The sequence below is a fragment of the Bacillus sp. ISL-7 genome, from assembly GCF_018613065.1.
Genome location: NZ_JAGGQW010000046.1, coordinates 171,136 through 197,212, shown reverse-complemented (window position 1 = coordinate 197,212; position 26,077 = coordinate 171,136). Strand labels below are relative to the sequence as shown.

Below are 26,077 nucleotides of genomic sequence, written 5' to 3'. Positions count from 1 at the left end.
AAATACAATATTATGGAGGTGAAGTAGTTTGTTTGATGTTAAAAAGGAAATAGACCTATCTACTGAGCATGAGGGTTTAATCATTGGTCTTTTTGATAAACCAGAAAAATTTTCAGGATTATTGACAAGTCTTGATTATCGGTTCGAAGGCCAGCTTACAAACCTAGTAAAATCGGGTGATTTATCGGCCAAGTTAAAAAGTATCAGTAAAGTACATAGTTTTGGTAAAATCGGTGCAAAACGAATTTGGTTTGTTGGTCTAGGGAAAGAAAAGGATTTAACCTTCGATAAACTAAAAGAAGCGTTTGGCAGGCTTTTTAAGGAAATACAAAAGAGTAAAATTGAGGAAACCGCTGTTTATTTAGATTCCTTTACAGCAGTGGAAGTAAATGGTTTAGATGCCTCACATGCGTTGAGTGAAGCACTTTCTCTTTCCACTTACCAATTTGAAGGCTACAAACAAAAATCGAACGAGCCTGAGAAAAAACTCGAGCATGTGACGATTTATTGTGATACATATGAGGAAGATGAAGTCGAAGCATCACTAACTGTAGGGTTTGCGTTTGGAAAAGCAACGAATTCGGCGAGAACACTTGTTAACCTCCCAGGCAATATGTTGAAAGCAACAGATATGGCTAATTATGCCAAAGACCTTGCTGTAAGGTATGATTTCGAAGTGGAAATCTTAGATAAAGCAGAGATCGAAAAGCTCGGTATGGGAGCCTTCCTTGCAGTTAACCAAGGGTCCACAGAGCCGCCAAAAATGATTGTCCTGAAATATCAAGGAAAAGACCAATGGAAAGATGTCATCGGCCTCGTCGGAAAAGGGATTACCTTTGATACAGGCGGTTACTCTATTAAAACAAAAGCTGGAATTGTTGGGATGAAAACGGACATGGGCGGAGCAGCAGCAGTGCTAGGGGCAATGGAAATCATCGGCGAGACCCAGCCAGAGCAAAACGTGGTCGCGGTCATTCCATCCACAGATAATATGATTAACGGTCATGCCTTTAAACCTGATGACGTCATTACCTCGATGAGCGGTAAAACCATTGAGGTTTTAAATACCGATGCAGAAGGGCGCCTTGTGTTAGCTGATGCAGTTACCTATGCCAAGCATCATGGCACAGATTACCTGGTAGATGTGGCAACTTTAACCGGTGGAGTGATAACAGCTCTTGGCCTCCATACTACTGGAGCAATGACTAATCATGAACAATTATATCAACAGGTGTTAGAAGCTTCGGTGGAAGCTGGTGAGCAGATGTGGCAGCTGCCATTATTTGAAACGGAGATCGAGCGGGTAAGAAACAGTAAAGTCGCCGATTTAAATAATTCCCCAGGCAGTGAAGGCCATGCGCTTGTTGCTGGGGCGTTTATCGGTGAATTTGCCGAAGGAACACCGTGGGTACACTTAGATATCGCAGGGACGGCAACCTCTTCCAAGGCATATGATTTAGGTCCAGCTGGGGCAACAGGAGTCATGACCCGTACACTTGCCTTATTTGTAGAACGTTTTGAACCAATCGAGAAATAACCACTTGAACTGTCCTCATGACCGCCTCATGAGGACAGTTTTTACTTTACGTTGCTGATTTCCATGACATCTATCTATATTGCTATTGATTGCGTTTCTCCTCGCCGTAGAAAACCAATATGTCGTTTTGGTGATCTTTTTCGCCCACTCCAAACCCCTTTATTTCGCATATGAAATAGTGTAGGCAAGTATAGAGCAAAAGGAGGTATGGTTATATGTACCCTTATCGAAGTCACTACCCAGTACAAGATCAAAGGTTTATAGGTTTTGGATTGCCTTTGGCAATAGGTGGGCTAAGCTTTTTAGGAGGTTTAATAGGAGGCGGACTAGGTGCTTCATTTGCGGCACGTCCATTTTACGGAGGATTCGGTTACCCTGGATATGGGTATCCTGGTTTTGGAGCTCCCGGTTTTGGAGCCCCTGGTTTTGGAGTTCCTGGTTTTGGAGCCCCTGGTTTTGGAGCCCCGTATTACTATTAATGAAAGAGAAACAGCTCTAGTGGGGGCTGTTTTTTTCTATAAAAGAATTAATTGCAAAAAAGGAAAATTAATAAATAAAGCGAATAGATTAATATAGACAACATTTTACATATTGGAGGAATAAATATGATTGAAAACACATTACTGAAAGCTCTTGGAATTGAAATTACCCATTTAGAAGAAGGTAAGGTCATTGCAACAATGCCCGTTGATGAACGAACCCGACAGCCATTCGGATTACTCCATGGGGGTGCATCTGTTGCATTAGCCGAAACGGTTGCAAGTGTTGGTGCTTATGAATTGGTAAATAAAGAGACCGAAGCCGTAGCTGGTTTAGAAATTAACGCTAATCATGTTCGTCCCAAAACGGAAGGGGTTGTTACAGCGGTAGGAACTGTCCTTCATCAAGGGAAATCGACTCAGGTATGGGACATTAAAATTACCGACGAGCAAGATCGCCTTATTTGCGTGTCTAGATGTACGATGGCGGTCATTAAGTTAAAAAGATAAAAACGTACATACCAAGATTGTATATAAGGATGGAGTCATTCCCATTCTTTTTTATATTGATGAAAAATTTAAAAAATTAACTTTAATTTCATGTTATAATGTAAGAAATAAAAAAATAGAAAAAAAGCACAATTCTTTGTACAGGTTTCTTTATATAATGTATTAAGAAGAAACGTAAAGGTGGTGAAATTGATGAGAGCAAGGCGGCAATATTTGTTTATCGATTTTGAGTTTACAATGCCTGAACGAAATGTACGAATGAAGGACTTTTATGCAGAAATTATCGAGGTTGGAATAGTTGCAGTCGTTGATGACCAAGTGACGGAACAGTTTTCTTCCTTTGTGACTCCACTTAAATTCCCAAAACTTACGGAACGCTGTAAATCCTTTTTACATATTTCCCAGCAGCAAGTAGACAAGGGTTTATCTATTTTTGAACTTGTAAAAAAATTGGAGGAGTTCAATAAGCATAATTATGAAACAACCATTGTTACGTGGGGAAATATGGATATGAAGGTCCTTCGGCATAATTGCTTAAAGGCAGGGGTTGCTTTTCCGCTCAAGGCAGCTGAATTAGATCTTTCCATGGAATATAAACGCTTTTTTGGTGACCAAAATCAAACTGGCCTCTGGAAAGCTGTACAGGAATATGGGAAAGAAGGGACAGGCAGGCATCACCGAGCACTTGATGATGCGTTGACTACCTTTAATATATTCAAGCTCGTTGAAAAGGATAAACGTTATTTAGAAAAACCAGAACCAACGACAATTGGTGATCGGATTGATTTCTCAAAGTTATTAAGCGAATTCGCATAAAAGGCCAAATCATTCAAACTGATTTGGCCTTTAGCATTTTTATAATTTATAATCTTTTTCTAGCGATTCTAATGCCTTTAAGCTCATCTCAGCCCAATCTGAAGATGTCTCTGCCAGTTCCTTTTTCATAATGGCTACGGCCTCTTTTAAGGACTCCATATAGTCTGGAACTTCATTTTCGAAGGCCTTAACCATTTTGTATGGAATATTCGCTTGCTCACGATAGCTGAGCGCTTTTCTCTCATGAAAAATAAGTACATCAGCATCTTTCGGATTATGTAAATCTCCTTGCATCGGATGTTTAAGTACTGCGAGGATTCTTACTAAATAATGCTGTGGGCGTACTTCTGTTATTTCTCCGATATATTTTCCTGTTTTATAAATGGCTGTTACGATTTCACCGATTTGTAATTCTGACACAACAAACACCCCTTTCGCTTTTCCTCTTTCATTTTAATATGAAACATAGTAAATTTAAAACATTGTGAGGAAATTATTTCGGTTAAAGTGAAAAAAATGGAGGAATGATATATGAGAAAGAATTTGCAAATCTTGTTTACATTATGGGCGATTGTTTTAGTATTGGCCGCATGTGGGACAAGCACAAAGAAAGAAGAATCCACACCGAAAACGACGACACCAAAAACGGAACAGAAGGAAGGGGACCAACAAGTGACAAATGAAGGCTTTCCTCAACTTTCAACCGAGGTTTCCGATGATGAAAAGCTTGTTGAAATGGAAACATCAATGGGAACCATTAAAATCAAATTATTCCCTGAGCATGCACCAAAAGCGGTTGAAAACTTTGTAAAACATAGTGAAGAAGGTTATTATGATGGACTAATTTTTCACAGGGTCATAAAGGATTTTATGATTCAGGGCGGGGATCCGAACGGGAACGGAACAGGCGGAGAGAGCATCTATGGGAAGCCTTTTGAAGATGAGTTTTCAAAGAATCTTTATAATCTCCGCGGTGCCTTATCCATGGCAAATTCGGGTATCAACACTAATGGGAGTCAGTTTTTTATTGTGCAAAGCTCTTCACTTGATCCAGCAATGAAAGAACAAATGGAAAAGGCTGGGTATCCAAAAGAAATTATTGAAGCTTATACTAAAAACGGCGGTACACCGTGGCTGGATCATCGTCATACGGTTTTTGGCCAGGTGATTGATGGCATGGATATCGTTGATAATATTGCCAACACTCCAGTTGGTGCCCAAGATAAACCAAAAAAAGACGTTATCATTGAAAAGATTAAGGTTTTAAAATAAAGAAATGATTATCGAATTGATAAAGTGGTAGGAAACATTTTTTGTTGCTATAATTAATTTTTAGAGCAGTTCCTTGATAGAAAGGGAGAAGGAAAATGTTTCAACCATTGGTACTTTCTTTATTTTTATACTTTCCAGAAGATAAATCAGAATATATTCCTGCTGCAATTACGTTTACAATTTTTTTAATTGGAGCCTTTCTTACGATGCGATTAATAATTGTGGTTTCCAAACGGGAGGCCCAAAAAGCAAAAGAATTAGAAGAACAATTAAAAAATCAGCAGCCACCACAAAGGAACAGTTAACAAATAACTGTTCCTTTTCATTTATCCTTCCATTGGATAAAGGAGGGGGTGATTGACCATACTAAGGGCAAATTGGCTAGTGTGGGGGTATACATATGAAGAAAAGCTGGTTGATCATTCCACTGCTCATTCTTACAGGTTGTACTGAAAAGGAAATTAGAAAGATTGATGTGGAAATGTATAATGCAGTGGGAGATTCGCTTGGTAAAGTTAAGTTAGCTGAGCAAGCTAGTGGTGTGAAATTATCAGTGGATTTAAAGGGCCTTCCAGCTGGGGAACATGCCATTCATATTCATGACAGCGGGAAATGTGAGGCTCCAGATTTTAAATCTGCAGGGGACCATTTTAATCCTGAGAATAAGGAACATGGGCTTCTCCATCCTAAAGGTGCCCACGCAGGGGATCTTCCTAATTTAATCGTCGAGGATGATGGGTCAGTTAAGGCAGACTTAATGGCACCCAATGTTACCTTAAAAGATGGAAAAACTTCATTGTTTACAAAAGAAGGAACCACGATTGTGGTTGATGAAGGAAAAGATGATGGCATGACACCACCTGCAGGAGATTCAGGTAAACGGATTGCTTGCGGTGAAATTACTAAAAATAAAAAAGAAGGTCAAAAGAATGCTCAGGATGAGAAATAATAAAATTTTAATGGCTATCACCGAAATGTGATAGTCTATTTTTCATCATGAAGGTTTTTATTTTGAGAAATTTTCTTCTAAATAGGTAGTAATCTAAGCTTATCCTAAAAGTGGACATACACTAGCATGGAGACAGTTTAGGAGGCGAAAATAATGGAAAAAAGGCAATTCTTTGGAGGATTTCCGGGACAACCTGGTTACCAACAAATGGGAGGATACCAACAACCTGGTTATCCACAAATGGGAGGATACCAACAAATGGGCTATCCACAAATGGGAGGATACCAACAACCTGGCTATCCACAAATGGGAGGATACCAACAACCTGGCTATCCACAAATGGGGGGATACCAACATCCTGGCTACCCGCAAATGGGGGGATACCAACAACCGGGCTATCCACATATGATGGGTGGATATCATCACGGATCCCCTCAAGGCATGGGAGGGTTCCCGCAAATGATGGGAGGACAACAAACAGGATCCCCTCAAGGCATGGGAGGGTTTCCGCAAATGATGGGAGGACAACAAACAGGATCCCCTCAAGGCATGGGCGGATTACCGCAACTGATGGGCGGACAACAGCATACTGGGTTCTCTCAAGGCATGGGCGGCTCTCAGCAGAGTGGACAAAAACCACCAACTAAACCCACGCAGCGTAAAGAAAAGAAATAACAAATAAGAAATAATATGGTGAGAGAAAACTGTTCCTTCATAACCGAGGGAACAGTTTTCTTATACCTTGATTTATTTCCCTTTTTTCACGACAATGAGTTTATAAATAAATGTTAAATACATAGGAGTGCACAACAAAAATGGAGAATAAATTGTATTATCAGGACGCATATATAAAAGCCTTTACAGCGTTGGTGTTAAAACAAGAGCAAGACTCTACTGGAAATTGGTACGTGGTTTTGAATCAGACCGCCTTTTATCCAACTGGTGGCGGACAGCCACACGACTTAGGAACCCTTGCTGATCAGAACGTAATAAATGTTGAAGAAATCGACGGGGAAATTCGGCATTATCTTGTGGGGCCATTACCAGGGATAGGGAAGGAAGTATCTGGTATCATTGCTTGGGAACGACGCTATGATCATATGCAGCAGCACGCTGGACAGCATATTTTATCTGCGGCCTTTGACCAGTTATTCGAGTTCAAGACCGTCGGCTTCCATTTGGGTGCGGAATTGCTCACGATTGATTTAGAGACAGAAAATCTAACCCAGCACCAAGTTCAAAAAGCAGAAGAACTTGCGAATCAGATCATCCTGGAAAACAGGCCGATCGAGATTAAATGGGTGTCTGAAGAAGAGTTGACTCAATTTACACTACGAAAAGAAACCAAGGTCAAAGAGGATATTCGCCTTGTTAATATTCCAGACTTTGATTATAACGGCTGCGGTGGCACGCATCCAAAGGCAACTGGTGAGGTTAGCGCAATAAAAGTATTGGATTGGGAAAGGCAAAAGAAAAAAGTTCGAGTCCAATTTGTTTGTGGAAACCGAGTGCTTAAGCAACTTGGTCAAAAACAAAAGGTGCTGCTAGAATTAACAAAGATTCTTAATGCACCAGAAAAAGAAATGGAACAAGCTGCCCTTCGTCTCCTTGAAAATAATAAAACCTTAGAAAAAGCCCTGGAACAAACTCAGGAAAACCTTCTCCATTATGAGGCGCAAGACTTACTTGGAAATAGTAATCCGAATGAGCAGAAACTCGTCAGTGAAGTATTTCAAAACAGATCGCTTAAAGATCTGCAAAAGCTTGCCCGAATCATCACTGCGGAAGATGAAACAGCAATCGTTTACTTTGTTTCACAAACTGAAAATCGGCTCCAGCTAGTTTGTGCGAGGGGGGCATCTGGAACGGAAAGTATGAAGAAAGTAATCGCCAAGGCGCTTTCCCTTATAAACGGAAAGGGCGGTGGAAATGATTCCTTTGCCCAGGGTGGCGGTGAAGCCCTGATGTCAGGGGAGCAAATGCTGCAGCATATATTGGAAACAGCACAATAGTCACGCAACGCAAAATAGGCCTCCATTCCAAGGAGGCCCAATGCAATCAAAGCTATTACACCTCCCTATTTAAAAAGTATACAGGGTTGATCCCAGGGCAATATAAAAGTGCTCATTTAATCAAAGGTAAGGATGGACTTGAAGTAAATTATTAGTTTGAAAGGGTGAAGTTAGTGGGGTTTTTAGATGGATTGATGGGTAACGCATCAGAGGTAAATGCCGCCGATGTACAGCGGGAATTTGGAAAAGTGCTTTCACCGAATGAGCGTATTGATAAAGCGTACAAGTTAATTCGTGACATGTTTATTTTTACCAATAAACGTTTGATTTTAGTAGATAAACAGGGGCTAACGGGTAAAAAGGTTGAATACCATTCCATTCCCTATAAAAGCATTACACATTTCAGCATTGAAACTGCGGGAAACTTTGATTTAGATGCGGAACTGAAAATATGGATTTCTGGAAATGCCCTGCCATTACAAAAACAATTTAACAAGAACTTAAACATCTACGAGCTTCAAAGTGTTCTAGCTGAGTATGTTCTTAAGTAAGTGAAACAGTGTATTATGGTATACTATTTAAAAGCAAAAATTAGGAGTAAAGCATATGAGAAAAGAGCTTCAAATAAATTTGCAATATGTTGACCTATTAAATGAGTGGGACCCATTCCAATTGACCAATGGAGGATATGAAACAGAAATCGCTGATACGATCCAAGCGATTCATGAACTTGATGCCTCGGATGAGTTGGCCAAAAAAATACAAAGCATTTATGAATTTTCATTTGAAAAGGTAATACCAATGGAAAAATGTCTGAAAGTAGCAAAAGAATTACTAGCTATTAAAGCAAATGATTCTTGTTCCATTTAGCAATTTAGGAAAAAAAAAGGGACATACCATTATTGGATGTCCACTTCAAAAAAGGGGGGAATACTAGAAAGCCTTATGATATAAAGGTTTTCCAATATTCCCTTTTTTTATACCGTCGTGGAAAGAAAAAACGGATTATTTTACCATAAGGATCATTGCATCAAAAAAATGGTTGAATATGTTATTGTTTTAATAACTCTGTAGCTGGGAGATCTAAAACAGTAGATAACTTTAACAGTGTCTGCGTACTTGGAATTTGTTCGCCAGATTCGTATTTCTCAATTGTGTGTGATCCAACTCTGATTTTTTGTGCCAGCTCCTCTTGAGACATGTTGAGCATTTCGCGGGCATTTTTAATGGTTTGGCCGATTGTATTCATTTGGTTCACCTCTCCTTTAAAAATAGATTTCCTCATTATTAGTGTATCACGTTTGGTATATCTTTCTCCTGCACAACTTGAACATTATGTTAAAATTTTTGAATGAGCCCTTTTATATTTAATATTTTTTGATTAAAGGCATTCTTTGTGATATAATATTATAATGCATATATAATGGATAAAATAATTAATCACTTAGGAGTGTTTTCATGTCAGAAAAGATCGAAACTGGAAGTATATTAGCAGGTAAAGTTACAGGAATTCAACCATATGGAGCGTTTGTTGCGCTTGACGATAATACCCAAGGCCTTGTGCATATTTCTGAAATTACACATGGTTACGTGAAAGATATTAATGAACACCTTAAAGTAGGCGATGAAATTAAGGTTAAAGTATTATCAGTAGATGAAGGTGCAGGCAAGATTGGTCTTTCCATCCGTGCTACTGAAGAGGCACCTGTTCAACAGCAGGCTGCTCCAAAAGCAAAGAAGCCTCGTAAACGCCAAGCAGCTGCGATTATTCCAGAAGTGGAAGGTCAACAAGGCTTTAACACATTAAAAGATAAGCTTCAAGAATGGATTGACCAGTCTCAACGTGAAGATTTAATTAAAAAATAAATTTTAAAAAAAGCCTAGTCCAAATGCTATGATTTTAGCAGTGGACTAGGCCTTTTTTTTATGCACAAAAATTATGCAAAAATATAGCCTTTTTCATAAATAAAAGTTTGGATGAAGTGTTCATTCTTTTTTCAAGCTCGGCTACAATAGAACTATATATACATATCCCAGCTTTGAAATGGAGGAAATTCATTATGACAACAAACGTTAATTCGAATGAATTAATCGCAAAAACAGAGAAATACGGTGCGAATAACTATCATCCATTGCCAATTGTCATCACTCGTGCAGAGGGTGTTTGGGTAGAAGATCCTGAAGGGAATAAATATATGGACATGCTTAGTGCTTATTCTGCGGTAAACCAAGGGCATCGTCACCCACGAATTATTCAAGCGTTAAAGGATCAAGCAGATAAGGTTACATTAACTTCTCGTGCTTTTCATAATGACCAGCTGGGCCCATGGTATGAAAAAGTTTGTCAATTAACGAATAAAGAAATGGTGCTGCCAATGAACACAGGGGCGGAAGCAGTGGAAACGGCTGTGAAAACGGCGCGACGTTGGAGCTATGATGTTAAAGGTGTGGCAGAGAACCAAGCAGAAATTATTGCATGTATTGGAAACTTTCATGGCAGGACCATGACGGCAGTCTCCTTATCATCTGATGATGAATATAAACGCGGATTTGGACCAATGCTGCCAGGAATCAAACTTATTCCTTATGGTGATTTGGAGGCATTAAAAGCTGCGATTACGCCTAATACTGCAGCGTTTTTAATTGAACCCATTCAAGGTGAAGCTGGGATTGTCATTCCGCCTGAAGGCTTTATGAAGGCGGCCTTTGATTTATGTAAGGAAAATAATATTCTGTTTATTGCTGACGAAATTCAAGCTGGTTTGGCCCGAACAGGTAAAATGTTCGCCTGCGAGTGGGAAGGGATCGAACCTGACATGTATATCCTCGGTAAAGCACTTGGCGGCGGCGTGTTCCCTATTTCGTGTGTAGTTGCTAATAAAGATATTTTGGGTGTTTTTAATCCAGGATCGCACGGTTCTACCTTTGGTGGAAATCCGATGGCATGTGCGGTTTCAATTGCTGCACTTGATGTGCTAACGGATGAAAAACTTGCTGAAAAATCCCTTGAACTTGGTGATTATTTTCTCAGTAAATTAAAAGAAATTAAAAATCCGTTAATCAAAGATGTTCGTGGCCGCGGCTTATTTATTGGTGTTGAACTAACGGCACCTGCCCGCAAATATTGTGAACAATTAAAGGACCAAGGTCTACTCTGTAAGGAGACACATGATACGGTGATTCGTTTTGCGCCGCCGCTGGTTATCAGTAAAGAGGAATTGGATTGGGCGATAGAAAGGATAAACAACGTTCTAGGATAATGGACTACTAATTAGGGGTGCCAAAATGGGGATTTATGATGTAACGAGTAGTGGAGATGAAAAGGATATAGAGAAATTGAACCTACTCACATCAACACAGATTGTTATTCATGATGCATTAAAAAAAATAGGCTATAACGAAGAAATGTACGAATTATTAAAAGAACCGTTAAGAATGTCGGATGTCAGAATTCCTGTTCGGATGGATGATGGTTCTACAAAAATTTTTAGCGGGTTTAGGGCACAGCATAATGATGCGGTTGGACCGACCATGGGTGGTGTCCGCTTTCATCCTCAAGTGACTGCTAATGAGGTAAAAGCATTATCGATGTGGATGAGTTTAAAATGCGGAATTGCTGACTTGCCTTTTGGAGGGGGAAAAGGAGCCATTCTTTGTAACCCCCGAACGATGTCATTCGGTGAGCTTGAGCGATTAAGCAGAGGTTATGTGCGTGCAATCAGTCAAATTGTCGGACCTACAAAGGATATTCCGGCACCCGATATGTATACAAATTCTCAGATTATGGCCTGGATGATGGATGAATACAGCCGTCTTCGCCAATTTGGCTCTTCCGGTTTTATTACAGGCAAGCCACTTGTACTTGGAGGTTCTGAAGGGCGGGAGAAGGCTGGGGCAAAGGGAGTAACCATTTGTATTGAAGAAGCGGCCAAAAAACGCGGAATGAAGGTAAAAGGAGCCCGTGTGATTGTCCAAGGATTTGGGAATGCTGGCAGCTATATCGCTAAATTTATGCATGATGCGGGAGCAATCGTGGTGGGTATATCCGATGTTTATGGTGCCCTCTATAACCCGGATGGTCTAAATATTAATTATCTCTTGGACCGCCGGGACAGCTTTGGTACGGTGACTTCGCTTTTTGAGGGGACAATTACCAACAAAGAATTACTAGAGCAGGAATGTGATGTGTTGGTCCCTGCAGCGATTTCAAATCAGATTACAGCTGAAAATGCCTCTAACATCAAAGCAGGAATTGTCGTAGAAGCGGCAAATGGACCGACGACGCTGGAGGCAACGAATATTCTTACAGAACGAGGGATTCTGCTCGTTCCAGATGTTTTGGCAGGTGCTGGAGGAGTTACAGTCTCCTATTTTGAATGGGTTCAAAATAAGCAGGGGTTATATTGGAATGAAGATGAGGTGGAGGTTAAATTACGTACCAAGCTTATTAAATCGTTTCATGATATTTATCATCTTTCGCAAACTAGCAACGTCAATATGCGATTAGCCGCATATATGGTTGGTGTAAGAAAAATGGCGGAGGCCTCCCTGTTTAGAGGATGGGTATAAAAAAAATCCTTGCATTATTCAATATGCAAGGATTTTTTTGTCTAGATCTTAGCTAGTTTTTTTTGCAAATTGAACCATAATAACTAATAATGGAAAAGGTAAAGGATGGTGTTTTATTTTGGAAAATTTTACATTTTTGAATCCAACCAAATTAATTTTTGGAAAAGGTGAGTTGGAACAATTAAAAACAGAAGTACCTCGTTATGGTAAAAAAGTTTTACTCGTCTATGGCGGCGGCAGTATCAAACGAAGTGGCTTGTATGAAAATGTTATTAGCCTATTAGCTGAAATCGGTGCTGAGGTTTTTGAACTCCCGGGAGTGGAACCGAATCCACGGATAACTACCGCACGAAAAGGGGTAGAAATTTGTAAACAAGAGGGGATTGAATTCTTGCTGGCTGTTGGCGGAGGCAGTGTCATTGATTGTACAAAACTAATTGCAGCGGGAGCGAAGCATGATGGAGATGCCTGGGATTTAGTCGTTAAAAAGGCGCTTGCAGAAGATGCACTCCCTTTTGGAACCGTCTTAACACTTGCGGCAACAGGCTCAGAAATGAATCCAGGTTCCGTCATTACTAATTGGGAAACAAATGAAAAATATGGCTGGGGAAGTCCAGTAACTTACCCTAAATTCTCGATATTAGACCCAGTTAATACATTTACGGTTCCTAGGAATCAAACGATATATGGAATGGTCGATATGATGTCACATGTCCTTGAACACTATTTTCACTTAGAAGAAAATACAGACTTTCAAGATCGCATGTGTGAATCACTGCTTATTACTGTTATGGAAACCGCGCCAAAATTGCTCTCAGACCTAGAAAATTATCAACACCGGGCAACAATCCTTTATTGCGGTACAATGGCTCTCAATGGCATCTTGAATATGGGATATCGCGGCGATTGGGCTACTCACAATCTTGAACACGCTGTATCAGCAGTCTATGATATCCCACATGGTGGGGGTCTTGCCATCCTATTCCCGCACTGGATGCGCCATAATTTAGCGGTGAAGCCGGAACGTTTTAAGCAGCTTGCTGTTCGGGTATTTGGGATTAATCCTGAAGGCAGGAGTGCCGAAGAGGCAGGGCTTGAAGGCATTCAAAAGTTACGTGAATTCTGGAATAGCATCGAAGCACCTTCACGGTTAGCCGATTATGACATTGACGATTCGAAGCTTGAGTTAATGGCGGACAGAGCGATGGAAAACGGAGAATTTGGAAACTTTACTAAGTTAAACCGTGAGGATGTATTGGCTATTTATCGTGCATCACTATAATATATCGATTGTGAAGAAATTTGTCGAAATTGGGTGCGCTTACATGGAGTGACCTTCCTTGATAATCATCTCATCATTCGATAAAGTGGTTAGTGAAAAATAAATTTTTGGAGGATCATGCATGACACACGTTCGTTTTGATTACTCAAAAGCATTAAGCTTTTTCGGAGAACATGAACTTACATATTTACGAGATGCTGTAAAAGTTGCTCATCATTCTCTACATGAGCAAACAGGTGCAGGCAGTGACTTTTTAGGGTGGATTGAACTTCCAACCAACTATGACAAGGAAGAGTTTTCACGCATACAAAAATCAGCTGAAAAAATCAAAGCTGATTCTGATGTACTTCTTGTCATTGGAATCGGTGGTTCATACCTTGGAGCAAGAGCTGCGATCGAAATGCTCCAGCATAGTTTTTACAATGCGTTGTCAAAAGAAAAACGAAAGACACCTCAAGTAATATTTGTTGGTAATAATATCAGTTCTACTTACATGAGAGATCTTATCGATGTCCTCGACGGAAAGGACTTCTCTATTAATGTTATTTCCAAATCGGGAACGACAACCGAACCAGCAATTGCTTTCCGCATTTTCCGTAAGCTTCTTGAAGAAAAATATGGTCAAGATGAGGCGCGCAAACGAATCTATGCAACAACGGACAAAGCAAGAGGTGCTCTTAAAACTTTAGCAACAGAAGAGGGCTACGAGACATTTGTGATCGCCGATGATATTGGCGGCCGTTATTCTGTCCTAACAGCAGTAGGGCTGCTTCCGATAGCAGTAAGCGGAGCAAACATTGAAAAAATAATGGAGGGCGCCGCACAAGCACAAACCGACTTTGGTCATTCTGAACTCGAAGATAATGCCGCCTACCAATACGCTGTCGTTAGAAATGTGCTTTATAATAAAGGCAAGACGATTGAAATGCTGATTAATTATGAGCCAGGACTACAGTATTTTTCAGAGTGGTGGAAGCAGTTATTTGGAGAAAGTGAAGGGAAAGACCAAAAAGGTATTTATCCATCTTCAGCAAATTTTTCAACGGATCTTCACTCGCTTGGACAATATGTTCAAGAAGGTCGTCGTGATTTATTTGAAACCATTATTAAGGTAGACAAGCCGCGCCACGAGTTGAAAATTGAAGCTGTCGAGAATGACTTAGATGGGCTGAATTACCTCGCTGGTCAAACGGTTGACTTTGTTAATAATAAGGCATTTCAAGGGACAATGCTTGCCCACACAGATGGCGGCGTGCCGAACTTAATTGTTAATATTCCAGCAATGGATGAATATACATTAGGCTATCTTGTTTATTTCTTTGAAAAGGCCTGCGCGATGAGCGGCTACTTACTGGGTGTAAATCCTTTTGATCAGCCAGGGGTAGAAGCCTATAAAGTCAATATGTTTGCTCTCTTAGGAAAACCGGGATATGAAGAGAAAAAGGCAGAATTAGAAAAACGATTATAATAAACAGAAAGAGAACTGATAGTGAATAAATCAGTTCTCTTTTTTTTATTGAAATTTACCTGATTTGGAGAAACTAATTGTATCGATAATTAGGGGGTAAATTTTTATGATTGACGTACCATCAAAGGTGGAAGGTAAGCAGTTTGATTTGTATAAGCTTGAAAAAAAACTAAAACCAATCGGCTATACGATTGGCGGGAACTGGGATTATGATCATGGTGCATTTGATTATAAAATTAATGGTGGTGAAGAAGAAGGCTATCAGTTCTTGCGCTTGCCCTTTCAAGCAGTCGACGGTCAGCTTGATGCTAATAATTGTACCGTTAAGCTAGGACGACCGTTTCTATTGTCGCACCTATTTGAGGCAGAACTAGATGACGAAGCAGGAACAGGCACCTTTTCAGGAACCATCAATCAGTTTCAAGAGCCTGTCGATAAGGATGCTAGCTTTCCACAAGCATATATCGATGACGGGAAAGCATTGGTACAGGAATTGGAAATGCTGCTCCTAGCTGATTAGGTTATTTAAAAATTAACAGTTGATCATTTTCTTCGATTGGCAAGGAGTGGGATGGATTCAGCAAGGTTTCATCCCCTCTTTGAATCCCAATCAGAAGGAAGCCCTTTTTTAAAAGGATATGGCAAACATCGCTGAAGGGCTTTCCAATCTCCTGTTCCTCGGCTCGATAGGAGGACAATCGACTTTCCTGTAACTCATGAACAATGTTTGATAAGAGTCCATTCCCATTCGAGTGCAGGCTGTTAACCATAAAAACACATGTCAGTTTATTGGATTGTATTACTTCGTCGGCACCAGCTCTAAAGGCGTTGACCACTTGCTCAGCCGTTAATATTTCAACGATACATTTTACTTGAGCACATATCCCTTTTATCGTTAATAAGGTAAGAATACTGTTCATATCTGCTTGGAGTTCATCGTTTCCTCTGTCAGCAGTAATCAGCACCTTCTCCGCTCGATTGATATCACTTTTGATGATCGTTTCATCGACATGGCCTTTCCCTTGGATAAAGTGGACAAACCGTGAATTCACTGGGTTTGCTTCAAGTGTTTCATCTATTAAAACAATCATTTGTGCGAATTTCGTGTGGGTAAGCTTACTTATTAACTCTTTTGACCGTTCATTCCAACCGATAATGATGATATGGCCCTCGCCTTTAAAAGGAATTCTTCCTTCGGAAAAGGCATCTTGCTTCGTAACGGCAGCGGCTGCCAATGTTCCAAAATAGGAAGAAACAAATCCAACACCTAACAGTATTAAAATTAACGCTGTTAGTCTGCCTAAGAAGGAATGTGGTACATAATCGCCATATCCGACTGTTGATGCAGTAATAATGGCCCACCAAATGCCATCGAAAATGGTTGGAAACGTATCAGGTTCTAATAAATGAATGGATATTCCAAATGAGAGAAACACTAGCAACGCAATTAATAGAATTCGAACGAGGAGCGGTAAACGCAAGAAACTGATATATACTCTGTTCGGCACGAATGTCACCTCTTTTCTCGTGATCTAGCTCCATCACTTAGATTTGTTGCTGAAACAGTTATTCCTATTATTGACGAAAAAGAATCGATCTAATAGGACTACTTGATAATTTTAAAAATAGGTCAATGTTCACAAAAGATACGAATATTTTTCTCTAATCTACTTGTATTTAATGCTTAAAACTTATAAATTATGGTTATTAACATTAATATATTTACAACATCGAAAGAGGGTTGGTTTCATGGGGATTGGTTTGAATACGCTACTATCAAAAATTGAAAAAACAAGGTCAGAAATGGTTGAATTAGCGCATCTTTACGGTTATTCTAATCCAAATGTAGTACAATGCAGCCAGAAACTCGATTCTCTATTAAATGTCTTTTATAATTCTGGAAAAAAATAATTCATGTCCACAACATAAAACCTTCCGGCAAACCCGGAAGGTTTATTTTTGTCAAATCGGAATAATATTTTCCAAATGGCAAACGTTAAAACGGAATTGTCCTTTTTAAGTTTTGACCTATGAGGTGAAGAAGAGTGCTTATTGAAACCAAAAAAGAGCAAAGATTCATCATCATTGCTCTCCTTGTTATAGCAGCCTATCTTTCTCCACTTTTTATTCTCCAAGAAAATGCACATATACGTGTTCATGATAACCTTGATTCGAACCTGGCATGGTATAAGGTTTTAGCGAGAAGTGGAGAAATGTTCGGCCCTGTTGATGCGAAGATTCCCCAAATCATCAATGGACAATTATCGAGAAATGCCTTTGGGACTGAATATAGTATCATTGTCTGGCTTTACGCCCTTTTTCCAACAATGATTGCCTATGGTTTAAGCCAAGCCCTGACAAGAATCGTAGCTTTTTTTGGAATGTATTGGCTCTTAAAAAAACACTTTTTACCTGGGGAGAAATGGCTGTTTTTACAAATTGGAACCGCTCTTGCCTTTGCCTTGACGCCTTTTTGGCCGTCTGGGATGTTGAGTACGTTGGGGATGCCGCTTGCACTTTGGGCACTTCTTAACATTCGCAAAGGTGAGGGAGCTTGGTCGGATTTATTGGTGCTAACCCTCATACCTTTTTATGCAAGCATTGTTTTAGGATTTTTCTTTTTTTTAACTGCGATCGGGTTCTTATGGATAACTGATGGTGTAAGAGGGAAGGGATGGAACCTTCGTTTTTTTGCAGCGATTATTTATATGACCGTCATTTTTATGTTCGTTGAATATAGGCTCATTTTTTCATTTCTATTAATCGATGAACCGAATAGTCGGGATGAATATTTTAATCCAACCTTGCCTTTTTGGAGATCGGTTAGGCTTACCGCAAAAAATTATCTGCTCGGACACACCCATGTGATGACGGTTCATACGCTATTTATTTTACCTGCAACCATTACCGCCATATGGTTTGTTTTTAGAAAAAAGCTTTGGAGGCAGGAAAGCCTATTTGTCTTTTTATTCTCACTAAATATTGTGCTATCGATCTGGTATGCTTTTTGGTTTTATGAGGGATGGGCACCAATAATCAAGCGGTTCCATTTTTTGGCTACCTTTAATTTCGCCCGTTATCATTTTTTACGGCCAATGGTTATTTATGCAGGCTTTGCCCTAGCATTAAAAGTCCTTTCGCTTCAAGGAGAGAGCTGGGTTAGAACAGCTAAGTGGTATGCCGTCTTGCAACTTCTCTTTTTGGGACTTTTTAATGATGAAATCATTTATCGGGAAAAGCCTACTGTCAAAGCATTTTTTGCTGAGGAAATGTTCCATGAAATAGAGGAATATATCGCACTTCCAAAGGAAGAATATCGTGTTGCCAGTATAGGAATACACCCAGCCATCTCTCAATATAACGGGTTTTACACACTGGATACCTATAATAATTTTTATCCATTAACCTATAAACATCAGTTTAGGAAAATAATTGAAAGGGAATTGGCTAAAAATAAAAAGGTTCGCACCTATTTTGATAAATGGGGAGGCCGTTGTTACATTTTTACCGCACAGCTTGGAAAACATTATATGATCAAAAAAGATTCTAAACGTCATTTGAAACATTTAGAACTGAATACGGGTGTCTTTAAAAAAATGGGAGGCCGCTTTATTTTTTCGGCGCTGCCTATCGATAACGCAAAGGAAAATCAATTATTGCTAATGAAAGTATTCGAATCGAAAACATCAGCATGGAAAATATATTTATACAAGACTTTGTAGACAGCGGGGGTTTTAAACAGATGATGGAACCAATTCTTACAATTGTTGTGCCTTGCTATAACGAGGAGGAGGTTTTACCTTTGACCATTGCTGAGCTCCAGCAATTGGTGAAAGAGCTGATTAACGATAGGCTTGTTTCTAAACAAAGCAAGATCTTGTTTGTTGATGATGGAAGTCAGGATCGAACATGGGAATTGATTTATAAAGAGGGATTAAGAAATGAATTTGTTCGGGGCTTAAAATTATCCAGAAATGTAGGTCACCAAAATGCATTACTTGCTGGTTTATTTACAGCAAAGGATCTTTCTGATTGCGTTGTATCTATTGATGCGGATTTACAGGATGATATCAATGTAATCCGTGAGTTTGTCCTGAAGTTTCATGAAGGGTGTGAAATTGTTTACGGTGTAAGGAAGGGGCGTGACACGGATACTCTCTTCAAACGAGGTACTGCCCAAGGATTTTATAAGATCATGGAAAAGATGGGAGTTGACCTCGTTTATAATCATGCCGATTTCCGATTAATGAGTAAAAGAGCAGTGCAAGAATTAGAACGATTTAGCGAAGTCAATTTATTTTTACGGGGGATTGTCCCTCTCCTCGGCTTTCGCTCAGATATAGTTTATTATGACAGGCTAGAGAGACAAGCGGGTGAAACGAAGTATCCTTTAAAAAAGATGCTCGCCTTTGCTTTTGACGGAATTACCTCCTTTTCTGTTTCGCCGATTCGCTTTGTGTTAATCATCGGTTTGGTTTCTTTTTTCTTTAGTCTATTCTTTGGAGTTTATTTTTTAACGCTAAAGTTTTTTGGGAATACCGAGACGGGCTGGACGTCACTGATTACTTCGATTTGGCTTATTGGCGGCTTGCAGTTAATTGCAATCGGATTGATTGGCGAGTATGTTGGGAAAATTTATAAAGAATCAAAACAGCGTCCAAAGTATATTGTTGATATCGATTCCTTTAATCTGGCAAAACCAAGGCACCATTTGCTTAATCCAACAGTAGAGGATGAGTTTTATAATCTTGACCTTAGACAAATATCTGAAACCAACAACTAACTCACTTGTTCGATTTCTCCTTGTAGGCATTGTAAATACAATTATTGGTTTGACTTTTATGTTCTTTCTTCTTAACGTTGTGGGCTTATCCTACTGGACATCCACATTTGCAGGAAATGCGATCGGGGCATGTGTAAGCTTTTTATTAAATCGGTCGTTTACGTTTAAAAGTAATGTTTCCTTCCATAGAGGTCTGCCAAGGTTTTTCGCGCTTCTTTTTATTTGTTATTTTTCCGCCTATTTCTGTAGTGAGAAATTGGTCGAGCTGGCAAGTCAATTTGTTCTTCTTAGCACGTCTATTAAGGAAAGTGCTTCCGTTCTATTAGGCAGTATTTTGTATACAATTGCCAATTATCTTGGACAAAAGTATTTTGTCTTCAAAAATCTAAAAACTGCGTGATAGTTTTCCTGAATTATTAGTAAGCTCATTTTATTTTTTTGTCGTACAAACCTATTTCTCTGAATAAAAATGGATAGACAAGCTTCTACTCATTTATTAGGGGAGAGATATGGATGAATGTATTCTTGAGCTACATACTTTTAGGATTGTCACTAGCGGCTCCTATTGGACCGATTAATGCCGCGCAAATAGACAGAGGCATAAGAAACGGTTTTATTAACTCGTGGCTTATTGGAGTAGGGGCAGTTGTCGCAGATGGCATATATATGTTTGTTGTTTACATAGGAGTTGTCCAATTTCTTGAGACTGCATTTATGCAAACCTTTCTCTGGTTTTTTGGTTGTTTTGTACTGATGTATACAGGCATAGAAACCTTTATGAATGCAGGCAAGATTAATTTAGAGCATTCCAGAGGGAAGGAACCGCTGATCAAATCTTTTTTTTCTGGGTTCCTAATGTCGATATCCAATCCGTTAACCATTCTTTTTTGGTTAGGTATTTATGGGTCTGTACTTGCCAAAACTGCTGCAACCTATAATACTGGTCAATTAGTGATTTATAGTAGTGCAATTTTTATCGGACTCTTAATCTGGGATATTGCGATGGCAAGTGTCGCTAGCAGCTTCAGACAATTTTTAACAGCCCATTTACTTGTAGTCATCTCCTGCCTATCTGGTCTTTCATTGATTGGCTTTGGGCTTTATTTTGGCATGCAAGCTTTTAATATTTTACTTGGATAACAAAATAAATCCAGCGAAAAAACTCGCTGGATTTTTTATGCTGTTGGCCAAGGGTTCAGTACTTTTTTCTTAGACTTTTTCCATTTGAACGACATGATTAATGTAATTGCTCCAATAATCACAAGAAACGCTACGCTTATAAAAAAGCCGGGTCTGCTTGTTTTGTGAAAAAGTGTTCCACTGACAGCAATTAAAATAAATAATGCACCAATTGAATACATTATTTTTTCTTTCAGCTTTAACTCTAAGATTTTTCTTGAGGATGCAAGGATAAAGAGCCAATTATAAAGTAGCATTAATGCTGCTCCTGTTGTCACCCACTCATAAATTTGATCTGGCAGTACCAGTGCGGATACAATCGACGCAGTAATTCCTAGCATTGTAACTAGAAGTGCAGGGAGGGGAACCTTTAATTTTCCCTGTTTTGAAAAACTTTCGGGTGCATCGCCTTCTTCTCCAAGGGTAACAAGAACGCTTGTAACGCCATAAAGAGATGCTGTCATTGTCGAAAACCCTGCTATAATTAACGCTGCATTAAATAAATGCGGAACAAAAGTTAGATGGTAAGCATCTAAGGCAACCACAAATGTACTTTCCTTTGTATTAAATTGATTCCATGAAACGATGATGACCGCTAGGCCGATCGAAATAACATAAATAACCATCAGCGTAAACAACATCACTTTTCCTGCTTTTGGAGCCTCCTTTGGATCTTTTAAATTTGTTGCCATTAAACCTAAGATTTCTATTCCCCCAAAGGCATAGAAAGCAAATATTACAGCCGACCACAAACCTTTAAAGCCATGTGGAAGGATTTCGCTTTTACTATTCGGGTACTGAATCGGGCGATCCCCATTAATGACCCCAAAAAGGGCTAGCAAAGCGATAACGATAAACATTAGTATTGCTGAGATTTTTAAGATGGCAAGAATATTTTCGAGCTTGTTTAAAACTTTTACCCCGATTAATATAACGACTAATCCTAGAACAGCATAGATTGCGGCGAAAATCCACAATGGTATTTTTGGAAGCCAAAAACGAGAAAAAATGGAGAGGGCCGTCATTTGGCTTCCCATGATTAGCACCTCTGAGGACCAGTAAACCCAGCCGCTGCTAAATCCTGCCCATCTTCCATAGGCTTTCTTGGCATACGACCTAAAACCGCCCTTAAGAGGCTCTTGGGAAGTCATCTTTGACAGAGCATCATAGACAAAATAGGTACCAAGGGCAGCGATCATAAACGCAACTAAAATAGAGGGGCCCGTCATCTTAATTGCTAAACCAGAGCCAAGGAAAAAACCTGTCCCAATTGTGCAACCCACTCCAAATAAGGAAAGCTGCCACCATTTCATGTCGTTTTTTTCGCCCGCACCGGCTTTAGATTTACTCATTGAAATTCTCCTTTAACTAAATATCCCGTCCGGTTGCTCCTGGTGATTTGTCGGTATTATCTTGATTATTATATTCTGGATCATTAAGGCCTGGCTTTTGCGTTTTGTTACCGCCTAAATATACTGCTTGATGTTCCTTTTGTTCTTGTCTGAATTTATCAAAGTTTTCATTAACCACATAATCTCCTCATTTCTCTAATTGATATTTCTTAAGATACTCGCCTGGTCAATTCTTATTCAGTTAATAATCGATGCATTAGTTAGGTTTTTGATGGAATTAAATTTTCATTACATAATCAACCGCGAAAAAAATGAAAATATAGGAGAACGAAAAAAATAAAAACAATAAATGCTGAAATAGATCGAGTAATAAATAATTGCGCTTTTCATTGAAAGGGGTTTATCACATGTTATCGACACAGCAGCTAGCTGAGTTACGGTTACAGTTGTTACAGGAGAAGAGTGAAGTGGAAGGGCATTTAGAACAAAATGATCATTTTGGTTTAGAAAGAGGTCATTTTCATGAGTCAATGGGGGAGTTATCCAGTATTGATAACCATCCAGCTGATGAAGGAACCGAATTATATGAACGGGAGAAAGATATTGCTTTAAATGAACATTATCAATTTGAACTAAGAAATATAAATCATGCTTTAGATGCGATGGAAAATGGAACCTATGGAAACTGTGAGGTATGCGGAAAGGAAATACCGTTAGAACGTTTAGAGGCCTTGCCAAATACAACCTATTGTATCGAGCACAGCCCCGATCAGGTTACCTCACGTAAACGACCAGTTGAAGAAGGCGTTTGGATGCCGCCATTTGGTAAGTTTGATATGGATGAAAAAGACGAAAATGTTGCATATGATGCCGAAGATTCTTGGCAGACGGTTGCAGCATGGGGAACATCCGAAACTCCATCTGATTTAGCCTTCCCACAGGATAGTTATAGTGATATCTATTCTGAAGCAGACGAAAACATTGGCTATGTCGAGGACTATGAAAATTTCGTTGGAAATGACATGTATGGTAATGAAATCAAGGTTTATCCAAACCCTCAGCATGAAAAATATGAAGATGCCCTGGATGAGGAAGGAATCATGACAAGCTTTGGGGATTTACCTGCATTTGAACACGACCCTTACGTTGATCATGATGATAAATGATGGGTTAAAAAAAGAAAACAGCTTTCAAGTGAGAGCTGTTTTCTCTAATTTTATTGTTTATCATAGCCTTTTTGTGGAATGGGGATATCCTTACCGTTTACATCATCAATCACTGCGCCAATTTCACCTTCTGTATACGTGTCACTAGCTTGCTCATGTGTAGTGGCAAGCCCGGCAGAAAGGTCATCTGATTCTTGATAATAACTTGGATGATAGAAACTACCTGCCAATTCTTTCTTTGGATTAGCTTTCTGATTCTTATTGTCCATCTTAATTCCTCCCTTTTCGTGTTTGATACAAGGGTATTTTTTTCTTTTTTTGACAGGATTACTCCCAATAAAAAATAAATCTCAAATGGAGGTTACATTATGAACGAAAAAAATGAATTCCCATCTCGGGAAAAGTTAGACGAAGCTTTTCATTTTCTGCATGACCAAATCAATAAAATTTCTGTTGTTGAAGAGATCGAAATGGTAAAAGAGGATAGTCAAGGTGAAGAAGGATTATGATTTTGCGTATGCCCAACATAGCTTGAAGCAGGCAAGACTTTTTCTCTAGACCCATCTAGGTTAGGTTTGCTATGATTTCTAGAGGTAATTTTAAAGGTGGTTTACTTATGGAGATGAGAGAAACTCTGGCTAAAAAAGTAGCCTGGATCAGTGTAATCAGTAACATTATTCTTACATTAGGCAAAATAGTCATTGGTTGTTATGGACATAGTGACGCGGTCTTTGCAGATGGAATCCACTCAGCCGCAGATGTTTTTGCATCTGTCATTGTGCTGTTAGTGATTAAAATTGCTAATAAGCCTGCCGATAATGAACATCCTTATGGACATGGGAAGGCCGAAGTCATTGTTTCAGGCATTATTGGTATATTGCTTTTTCTCGTCGCCATTTATGTGGTTTACGAAGGCATTAGCGGTTTCTTTCATAAAGTGGAATCACCCAGTTTTCTAGCGATGTGGGTTGCCCTATTTTCATATGTAACCAAGGTTATTTTATACCGCAGTTCATTAAAGGTTGCGAAACAGAATAAGAGTAAAGCCATTGAGGCAATTGCCTTTGACCATAAAGCAGATATTGTCGCATCAATTGCTGCTGCAATAGGGGTTCTCCTTTCAATAGCGGGGAATCGGTTCGATATCCATTTTTTACTTTACGGAGATAAGGCAGCCAGTATTTTTGTCGCCTACTTAATTTTTAAAATAGCGAAGGAAATGTTAACAGAGGCATTTGACATCTTACTCGAACGTAATATTAATACAGAGACACTTCAGGAATACATCGCGGTTGTTAATGAGTTCCAAGAGGTAAAACGAATTGACCGGATTAGAGCAAGAGAACTTGGTCATTATGTATTGGTTGATTTACGTATAGCGATTGATCACTATAAAACGATCAAGGAGGGGCATGACCTCGCAAAAACCATCAAACAAAAATTGATGGATAAATTTGATAACATTCAGGAAGTTTTAATTCATTTAAATCCCTATTTTGAGGAAGATGAATAATTCCAAAAAAACTCCTTTGTACTTTCGATGATTTGGGTTTATGATAGGAAAGGATATATATAAGGTGAGAGGGAGTTGATATTTTTGAGTTATTCCGTAGACCCGGACCCAAGTAGGCGAGGGGAAGTCAATGTTATCTTTGAATGGATTGAATTGAATATCAAGAATATCAACTCTAGAAAAGGTTATTGGCTTCCTCAAACAAAATGAGTGAGGAGGTTAAGTCATGCTGGAAATATTTAAAAGCACGGAGACAAAAGTTTTAGAACAAGTAGATGTAATCTCAAAAGGCTGCTGGGTTAATATGTACGCCCCAACACAAGAAGAAATTAACAAGGTATCAATGGATGCTCAAGTGGATGTGGATATCATCAAAGATGCCCTGGATGATGAAGAACGCCCGAGGATTGAACGTGATGATGGCCGAGTCTATATTATTGTTGACTTTCCCTACATTGTTCATGATGAAGATGGTTTTGCTGGTTATGAAACCATTCCAATCGGCATTATTCTTACGGACGAATGTATCATTACCGTTTCCTTAAAAGATACACCGATTTTAGAAGAATTTCGGAAAAACAGAGTGAAAGAGTTTTTTACGTTTAAAAAGACACGCTTTGCGTTGCAAATTCTGTTTGTCATCTCTTCTTATTATCTTCGGTACTTAAAGCAAATTAACAAGAAAACAAATGAAATTGAACGTGTCGTTCATCAATCGTTGAAAAATAAAGAGCTATTCGCCTTCCTGGCTTTAGAGAAAAGTTTGGTTTATTTTACGACTTCGTTAAAGTCAAATAAGGTTGTCCTCGATAAAATTTTACGCTTTAACTATTTAAAAATGTATGAAGAAGACAAGGACTTATTAGAAGATGTTATTATTGAAAAAACACAGGCGATTGAAATGGCTGAAACCTATCGTTCGATCTTAACAGGTATGATGAATGCCTTTGCATCGATTATCTCGAATAACTTAAACATTGTAATGAAATTCTTAACTTCCATTACAATTATTTTATCCTTCCCAACGATGGTAGCGAGCTTTTATGGGATGAACGTTGATATCCCTTTCCAGCATGCTACTCATTCCTATGCAATACCACTAGTAATCTCTGCTTTTTTAACAAGTTTAACAGCCTTCGTTTTTTGGAAAAAGAAATATTTTTAGATTTACCAGTCCTTCGGAGGGCTGG

At 39.1% G+C, this 26,077-nt stretch carries 31 protein-coding genes and 1 pseudogene; 26 read left to right on the top strand and 6 right to left on the bottom strand.

Annotated features, from left to right (window positions below; translation table 11 throughout):
* The first annotated feature begins 28 nt into the window (after positions 1 to 28).
* The 4 genes from J7E66_RS18975 to kapD all read left to right on the top strand — a co-directional run bounded on the left by J7E66_RS18975 (position 29) and on the right by kapD (position 3,342).
* Positions 29 to 1,537 (top strand): leucyl aminopeptidase, encoded by a 1,509-nt coding sequence (locus J7E66_RS18975; RefSeq protein ID WP_215002677.1) that lies wholly within the window; start codon positions 29 to 31, stop codon positions 1,535 to 1,537.
* A gap of 215 nt (positions 1,538 to 1,752) precedes the next feature.
* Positions 1,753 to 2,016: a hypothetical protein gene (locus tag J7E66_RS18970; RefSeq protein WP_215002675.1), complete on the top strand. Its 264-nt coding sequence runs from the start codon at positions 1,753 to 1,755 to the stop codon at positions 2,014 to 2,016.
* 126 nt (positions 2,017 to 2,142) lie between these two features.
* Positions 2,143 to 2,526, top strand: a complete 384-nt coding sequence (locus J7E66_RS18965) for a hotdog fold thioesterase (protein WP_215002673.1) — start codon at positions 2,143 to 2,145, stop codon at positions 2,524 to 2,526.
* A 192-nt stretch (positions 2,527 to 2,718) separates the two neighbouring features.
* Entirely contained in the window at positions 2,719 to 3,342 is a 624-nt protein-coding gene (kapD, locus tag J7E66_RS18960; protein WP_088089465.1) for a 3'-5' exonuclease KapD, read from the top strand.
* A gap of 39 nt (positions 3,343 to 3,381) precedes the next feature.
* Here the strand turns inward: kapD and kapB are convergent, their stop codons facing one another.
* Entirely contained in the window at positions 3,382 to 3,762 is a 381-nt protein-coding gene (gene kapB, locus J7E66_RS18955; protein ID WP_215002671.1) for a kinase-associated lipoprotein KapB, read from the bottom strand.
* 111 nt (positions 3,763 to 3,873) lie between these two features.
* Here kapB and J7E66_RS18950 point away from each other — a divergent pair, with 111 nt between their 5' ends.
* From J7E66_RS18950 to J7E66_RS18920, 7 genes are all read left to right on the top strand, one after another.
* Positions 3,874 to 4,614: a peptidylprolyl isomerase gene (locus J7E66_RS18950; protein WP_215002670.1), complete on the top strand. Its 741-nt coding sequence runs from the start codon at positions 3,874 to 3,876 to the stop codon at positions 4,612 to 4,614.
* Positions 4,615 to 4,709: 95 nt separating this feature from the next.
* On the top strand, positions 4,710 to 4,919 hold the full coding sequence (locus tag J7E66_RS18945; RefSeq protein ID WP_215002668.1) for a hypothetical protein: 210 nt from the start codon (positions 4,710 to 4,712) through the stop codon (positions 4,917 to 4,919).
* Positions 4,920 to 5,014: 95 nt separating this feature from the next.
* Positions 5,015 to 5,563, top strand: a complete 549-nt coding sequence (locus J7E66_RS18940) for a superoxide dismutase family protein (RefSeq protein ID WP_215002666.1) — start codon at positions 5,015 to 5,017, stop codon at positions 5,561 to 5,563.
* A 153-nt stretch (positions 5,564 to 5,716) separates the two neighbouring features.
* Positions 5,717 to 6,238 (top strand): polyadenylate binding domain-containing protein, encoded by a 522-nt coding sequence (locus J7E66_RS18935; protein ID WP_215002664.1) that lies wholly within the window; start codon positions 5,717 to 5,719, stop codon positions 6,236 to 6,238.
* Between the two features lie 140 nt (positions 6,239 to 6,378).
* Positions 6,379 to 7,575: an alanyl-tRNA editing protein gene (locus J7E66_RS18930; protein WP_215002662.1), complete on the top strand. Its 1,197-nt coding sequence runs from the start codon at positions 6,379 to 6,381 to the stop codon at positions 7,573 to 7,575.
* Positions 7,576 to 7,748: 173 nt separating this feature from the next.
* A complete protein-coding gene (locus J7E66_RS18925) occupies positions 7,749 to 8,126 on the top strand; it encodes a PH domain-containing protein (RefSeq protein ID WP_088089458.1) in 378 nt (125 codons plus the stop codon).
* Between the two features lie 55 nt (positions 8,127 to 8,181).
* The gene (locus J7E66_RS18920) at positions 8,182 to 8,445 is read left to right on the top strand and encodes a DUF1871 family protein (RefSeq protein WP_215002660.1); all 264 of its coding nucleotides are present in this window, start codon (positions 8,182 to 8,184) and stop codon (positions 8,443 to 8,445) included.
* A gap of 184 nt (positions 8,446 to 8,629) precedes the next feature.
* On the opposite strand, the pseudogene J7E66_RS18915 reads toward J7E66_RS18920, so the two are convergent.
* Positions 8,630 to 8,896: pseudogene (locus J7E66_RS18915) on the bottom strand (helix-turn-helix domain-containing protein); the annotation flags it as partial.
* A gap of 137 nt (positions 8,897 to 9,033) precedes the next feature.
* Here J7E66_RS18915 and yugI point away from each other — a divergent pair.
* From yugI to J7E66_RS18885, 6 genes are all read left to right on the top strand, one after another.
* Positions 9,034 to 9,441: a S1 domain-containing post-transcriptional regulator GSP13 gene (gene yugI, locus J7E66_RS18910; RefSeq protein WP_215002656.1), complete on the top strand. Its 408-nt coding sequence runs from the start codon at positions 9,034 to 9,036 to the stop codon at positions 9,439 to 9,441.
* Positions 9,442 to 9,635: 194 nt separating this feature from the next.
* Positions 9,636 to 10,835 carry an ornithine--oxo-acid transaminase gene (locus tag J7E66_RS18905; protein ID WP_215002654.1) on the top strand — a complete coding sequence of 400 codons (1,200 nt, stop codon included), beginning with the start codon at positions 9,636 to 9,638 and terminating at the stop codon, positions 10,833 to 10,835.
* 25 nt (positions 10,836 to 10,860) lie between these two features.
* Positions 10,861 to 12,144 carry a Glu/Leu/Phe/Val family dehydrogenase gene (locus J7E66_RS18900; protein ID WP_215002652.1) on the top strand — a complete coding sequence of 428 codons (1,284 nt, stop codon included), beginning with the start codon at positions 10,861 to 10,863 and terminating at the stop codon, positions 12,142 to 12,144.
* Positions 12,145 to 12,262: 118 nt separating this feature from the next.
* Positions 12,263 to 13,426: an iron-containing alcohol dehydrogenase gene (locus J7E66_RS18895; protein WP_215002650.1), complete on the top strand. Its 1,164-nt coding sequence runs from the start codon at positions 12,263 to 12,265 to the stop codon at positions 13,424 to 13,426.
* 121 nt (positions 13,427 to 13,547) lie between these two features.
* Positions 13,548 to 14,894 (top strand): glucose-6-phosphate isomerase, encoded by a 1,347-nt coding sequence (locus tag J7E66_RS18890; protein ID WP_215002648.1) that lies wholly within the window; start codon positions 13,548 to 13,550, stop codon positions 14,892 to 14,894.
* Positions 14,895 to 15,000: 106 nt separating this feature from the next.
* Positions 15,001 to 15,414, top strand: a complete 414-nt coding sequence (locus J7E66_RS18885) for a YugN-like family protein (protein ID WP_215002646.1) — start codon at positions 15,001 to 15,003, stop codon at positions 15,412 to 15,414.
* 1 nt (position 15,415) lies between these two features.
* Here the strand turns inward: J7E66_RS18885 and J7E66_RS18880 are convergent, their stop codons facing one another.
* Positions 15,416 to 16,402 carry a potassium channel family protein gene (locus tag J7E66_RS18880; RefSeq protein ID WP_215002644.1) on the bottom strand — a complete coding sequence of 329 codons (987 nt, stop codon included), beginning with the start codon at positions 16,400 to 16,402 and terminating at the stop codon, positions 15,416 to 15,418.
* 241 nt (positions 16,403 to 16,643) lie between these two features.
* Here J7E66_RS18880 and J7E66_RS18875 point away from each other — a divergent pair, with 241 nt between their 5' ends.
* The 5 genes from J7E66_RS18875 (at position 16,644) to J7E66_RS18855 (ending at position 20,817) form a co-directional block, all read left to right on the top strand.
* Positions 16,644 to 16,805, top strand: coding sequence for an aspartyl-phosphate phosphatase Spo0E family protein (locus J7E66_RS18875; protein WP_215002641.1), 162 nt, complete (start codon positions 16,644 to 16,646; stop codon positions 16,803 to 16,805).
* 134 nt (positions 16,806 to 16,939) lie between these two features.
* Positions 16,940 to 18,616, top strand: a complete 1,677-nt coding sequence (locus J7E66_RS18870; protein ID WP_374103865.1) for a DUF6044 family protein — start codon at positions 16,940 to 16,942, stop codon at positions 18,614 to 18,616.
* A 20-nt stretch (positions 18,617 to 18,636) separates the two neighbouring features.
* Positions 18,637 to 19,677, top strand: coding sequence for a glycosyltransferase family 2 protein (locus J7E66_RS18865; protein ID WP_215002639.1), 1,041 nt, complete (start codon positions 18,637 to 18,639; stop codon positions 19,675 to 19,677).
* Complete coding sequence (locus J7E66_RS18860) at positions 19,643 to 20,077, top strand: GtrA family protein (RefSeq protein WP_251032997.1); 435 nt, start codon at positions 19,643 to 19,645, stop codon at positions 20,075 to 20,077. The genes J7E66_RS18865 and J7E66_RS18860 overlap by 35 nt, the downstream gene beginning before the upstream one ends.
* A gap of 113 nt (positions 20,078 to 20,190) precedes the next feature.
* Positions 20,191 to 20,817: a LysE family transporter gene (locus J7E66_RS18855; RefSeq protein WP_215002635.1), complete on the top strand. Its 627-nt coding sequence runs from the start codon at positions 20,191 to 20,193 to the stop codon at positions 20,815 to 20,817.
* A 35-nt stretch (positions 20,818 to 20,852) separates the two neighbouring features.
* Here the strand turns inward: J7E66_RS18855 and J7E66_RS18850 are convergent, their stop codons facing one another.
* Both J7E66_RS18850 and J7E66_RS18845 read right to left on the bottom strand, forming a co-directional pair.
* Positions 20,853 to 22,208, bottom strand: coding sequence for an amino acid permease (locus tag J7E66_RS18850; protein ID WP_215002634.1), 1,356 nt, complete (start codon positions 22,206 to 22,208; stop codon positions 20,853 to 20,855).
* 16 nt (positions 22,209 to 22,224) lie between these two features.
* Positions 22,225 to 22,386: a hypothetical protein gene (locus J7E66_RS18845; RefSeq protein WP_179195943.1), complete on the bottom strand. Its 162-nt coding sequence runs from the start codon at positions 22,384 to 22,386 to the stop codon at positions 22,225 to 22,227.
* Positions 22,387 to 22,615: 229 nt separating this feature from the next.
* Between J7E66_RS18845 and J7E66_RS18840 the strand changes: the two genes are divergently transcribed.
* The gene (locus J7E66_RS18840) at positions 22,616 to 23,374 is read left to right on the top strand and encodes a yteA family sporulation protein (RefSeq protein WP_215002632.1); all 759 of its coding nucleotides are present in this window, start codon (positions 22,616 to 22,618) and stop codon (positions 23,372 to 23,374) included.
* 50 nt (positions 23,375 to 23,424) lie between these two features.
* On the opposite strand, the gene J7E66_RS18835 is transcribed toward J7E66_RS18840, so the two are convergent.
* A complete protein-coding gene (locus tag J7E66_RS18835; protein WP_098930799.1) occupies positions 23,425 to 23,643 on the bottom strand; it encodes a YozQ family protein in 219 nt (72 codons plus the stop codon).
* A gap of 99 nt (positions 23,644 to 23,742) precedes the next feature.
* Between J7E66_RS18835 and J7E66_RS18830 the strand changes: the two genes are divergently transcribed.
* The 3 genes from J7E66_RS18830 to J7E66_RS18820 all read left to right on the top strand — a co-directional run bounded on the left by J7E66_RS18830 (position 23,743) and on the right by J7E66_RS18820 (position 26,052).
* Complete coding sequence (locus J7E66_RS18830) at positions 23,743 to 23,883, top strand: hypothetical protein (RefSeq protein ID WP_215002630.1); 141 nt, start codon at positions 23,743 to 23,745, stop codon at positions 23,881 to 23,883.
* A 107-nt stretch (positions 23,884 to 23,990) separates the two neighbouring features.
* The gene (locus tag J7E66_RS18825) at positions 23,991 to 24,887 is read left to right on the top strand and encodes a cation diffusion facilitator family transporter (RefSeq protein ID WP_215002628.1); all 897 of its coding nucleotides are present in this window, start codon (positions 23,991 to 23,993) and stop codon (positions 24,885 to 24,887) included.
* A gap of 226 nt (positions 24,888 to 25,113) precedes the next feature.
* Positions 25,114 to 26,052, top strand: coding sequence for a magnesium transporter CorA family protein (locus tag J7E66_RS18820; protein ID WP_088089439.1), 939 nt, complete (start codon positions 25,114 to 25,116; stop codon positions 26,050 to 26,052).
* Positions 26,053 to 26,077 lie beyond the last annotated feature (25 nt).

What these genes read in the sequence shown, in the direction of transcription:
- J7E66_RS18970 (WP_215002675.1), top strand. Translation starts at nt 1,753, where the DNA reads ATGTACCCTTATCGAAGTCACTACCCAGTACAAGATCAAAGGTTTATA.
- J7E66_RS18965 (WP_215002673.1), top strand. Translation starts at nt 2,143, where the DNA reads ATGATTGAAAACACATTACTGAAAGCTCTTGGAATTGAAATTACCCAT.
- kapD (WP_088089465.1), top strand. Translation starts at nt 2,719, where the DNA reads ATGAGAGCAAGGCGGCAATATTTGTTTATCGATTTTGAGTTTACAATG.
- J7E66_RS18950 (WP_215002670.1), top strand. Translation starts at nt 3,874, where the DNA reads ATGAGAAAGAATTTGCAAATCTTGTTTACATTATGGGCGATTGTTTTA.
- J7E66_RS18945 (WP_215002668.1), top strand. Translation starts at nt 4,710, where the DNA reads ATGTTTCAACCATTGGTACTTTCTTTATTTTTATACTTTCCAGAAGAT.
- J7E66_RS18940 (WP_215002666.1), top strand. Translation starts at nt 5,015, where the DNA reads ATGAAGAAAAGCTGGTTGATCATTCCACTGCTCATTCTTACAGGTTGT.
- J7E66_RS18935 (WP_215002664.1), top strand. Translation starts at nt 5,717, where the DNA reads ATGGAAAAAAGGCAATTCTTTGGAGGATTTCCGGGACAACCTGGTTAC.
- J7E66_RS18930 (WP_215002662.1), top strand. Translation starts at nt 6,379, where the DNA reads ATGGAGAATAAATTGTATTATCAGGACGCATATATAAAAGCCTTTACA.
- J7E66_RS18920 (WP_215002660.1), top strand. Translation starts at nt 8,182, where the DNA reads ATGAGAAAAGAGCTTCAAATAAATTTGCAATATGTTGACCTATTAAAT.
- yugI (WP_215002656.1), top strand. Translation starts at nt 9,034, where the DNA reads ATGTCAGAAAAGATCGAAACTGGAAGTATATTAGCAGGTAAAGTTACA.
- J7E66_RS18905 (WP_215002654.1), top strand. Translation starts at nt 9,636, where the DNA reads ATGACAACAAACGTTAATTCGAATGAATTAATCGCAAAAACAGAGAAA.
- J7E66_RS18900 (WP_215002652.1), top strand. Translation starts at nt 10,861, where the DNA reads ATGGGGATTTATGATGTAACGAGTAGTGGAGATGAAAAGGATATAGAG.
- J7E66_RS18890 (WP_215002648.1), top strand. Translation starts at nt 13,548, where the DNA reads ATGACACACGTTCGTTTTGATTACTCAAAAGCATTAAGCTTTTTCGGA.
- J7E66_RS18885 (WP_215002646.1), top strand. Translation starts at nt 15,001, where the DNA reads ATGATTGACGTACCATCAAAGGTGGAAGGTAAGCAGTTTGATTTGTAT.
- J7E66_RS18875 (WP_215002641.1), top strand. Translation starts at nt 16,644, where the DNA reads ATGGGGATTGGTTTGAATACGCTACTATCAAAAATTGAAAAAACAAGG.
- J7E66_RS18865 (WP_215002639.1), top strand. Translation starts at nt 18,637, where the DNA reads ATGATGGAACCAATTCTTACAATTGTTGTGCCTTGCTATAACGAGGAG.
- J7E66_RS18855 (WP_215002635.1), top strand. Translation starts at nt 20,191, where the DNA reads ATGAATGTATTCTTGAGCTACATACTTTTAGGATTGTCACTAGCGGCT.
- J7E66_RS18850 (WP_215002634.1), bottom strand. Translation starts at nt 22,208, where the DNA reads ATGAGTAAATCTAAAGCCGGTGCGGGCGAAAAAAACGACATGAAATGG.
- J7E66_RS18840 (WP_215002632.1), top strand. Translation starts at nt 22,616, where the DNA reads ATGTTATCGACACAGCAGCTAGCTGAGTTACGGTTACAGTTGTTACAG.
- J7E66_RS18835 (WP_098930799.1), bottom strand. Translation starts at nt 23,643, where the DNA reads ATGGACAATAAGAATCAGAAAGCTAATCCAAAGAAAGAATTGGCAGGT.
- J7E66_RS18830 (WP_215002630.1), top strand. Translation starts at nt 23,743, where the DNA reads ATGAACGAAAAAAATGAATTCCCATCTCGGGAAAAGTTAGACGAAGCT.
- J7E66_RS18825 (WP_215002628.1), top strand. Translation starts at nt 23,991, where the DNA reads ATGGAGATGAGAGAAACTCTGGCTAAAAAAGTAGCCTGGATCAGTGTA.
- J7E66_RS18820 (WP_088089439.1), top strand. Translation starts at nt 25,114, where the DNA reads ATGCTGGAAATATTTAAAAGCACGGAGACAAAAGTTTTAGAACAAGTA.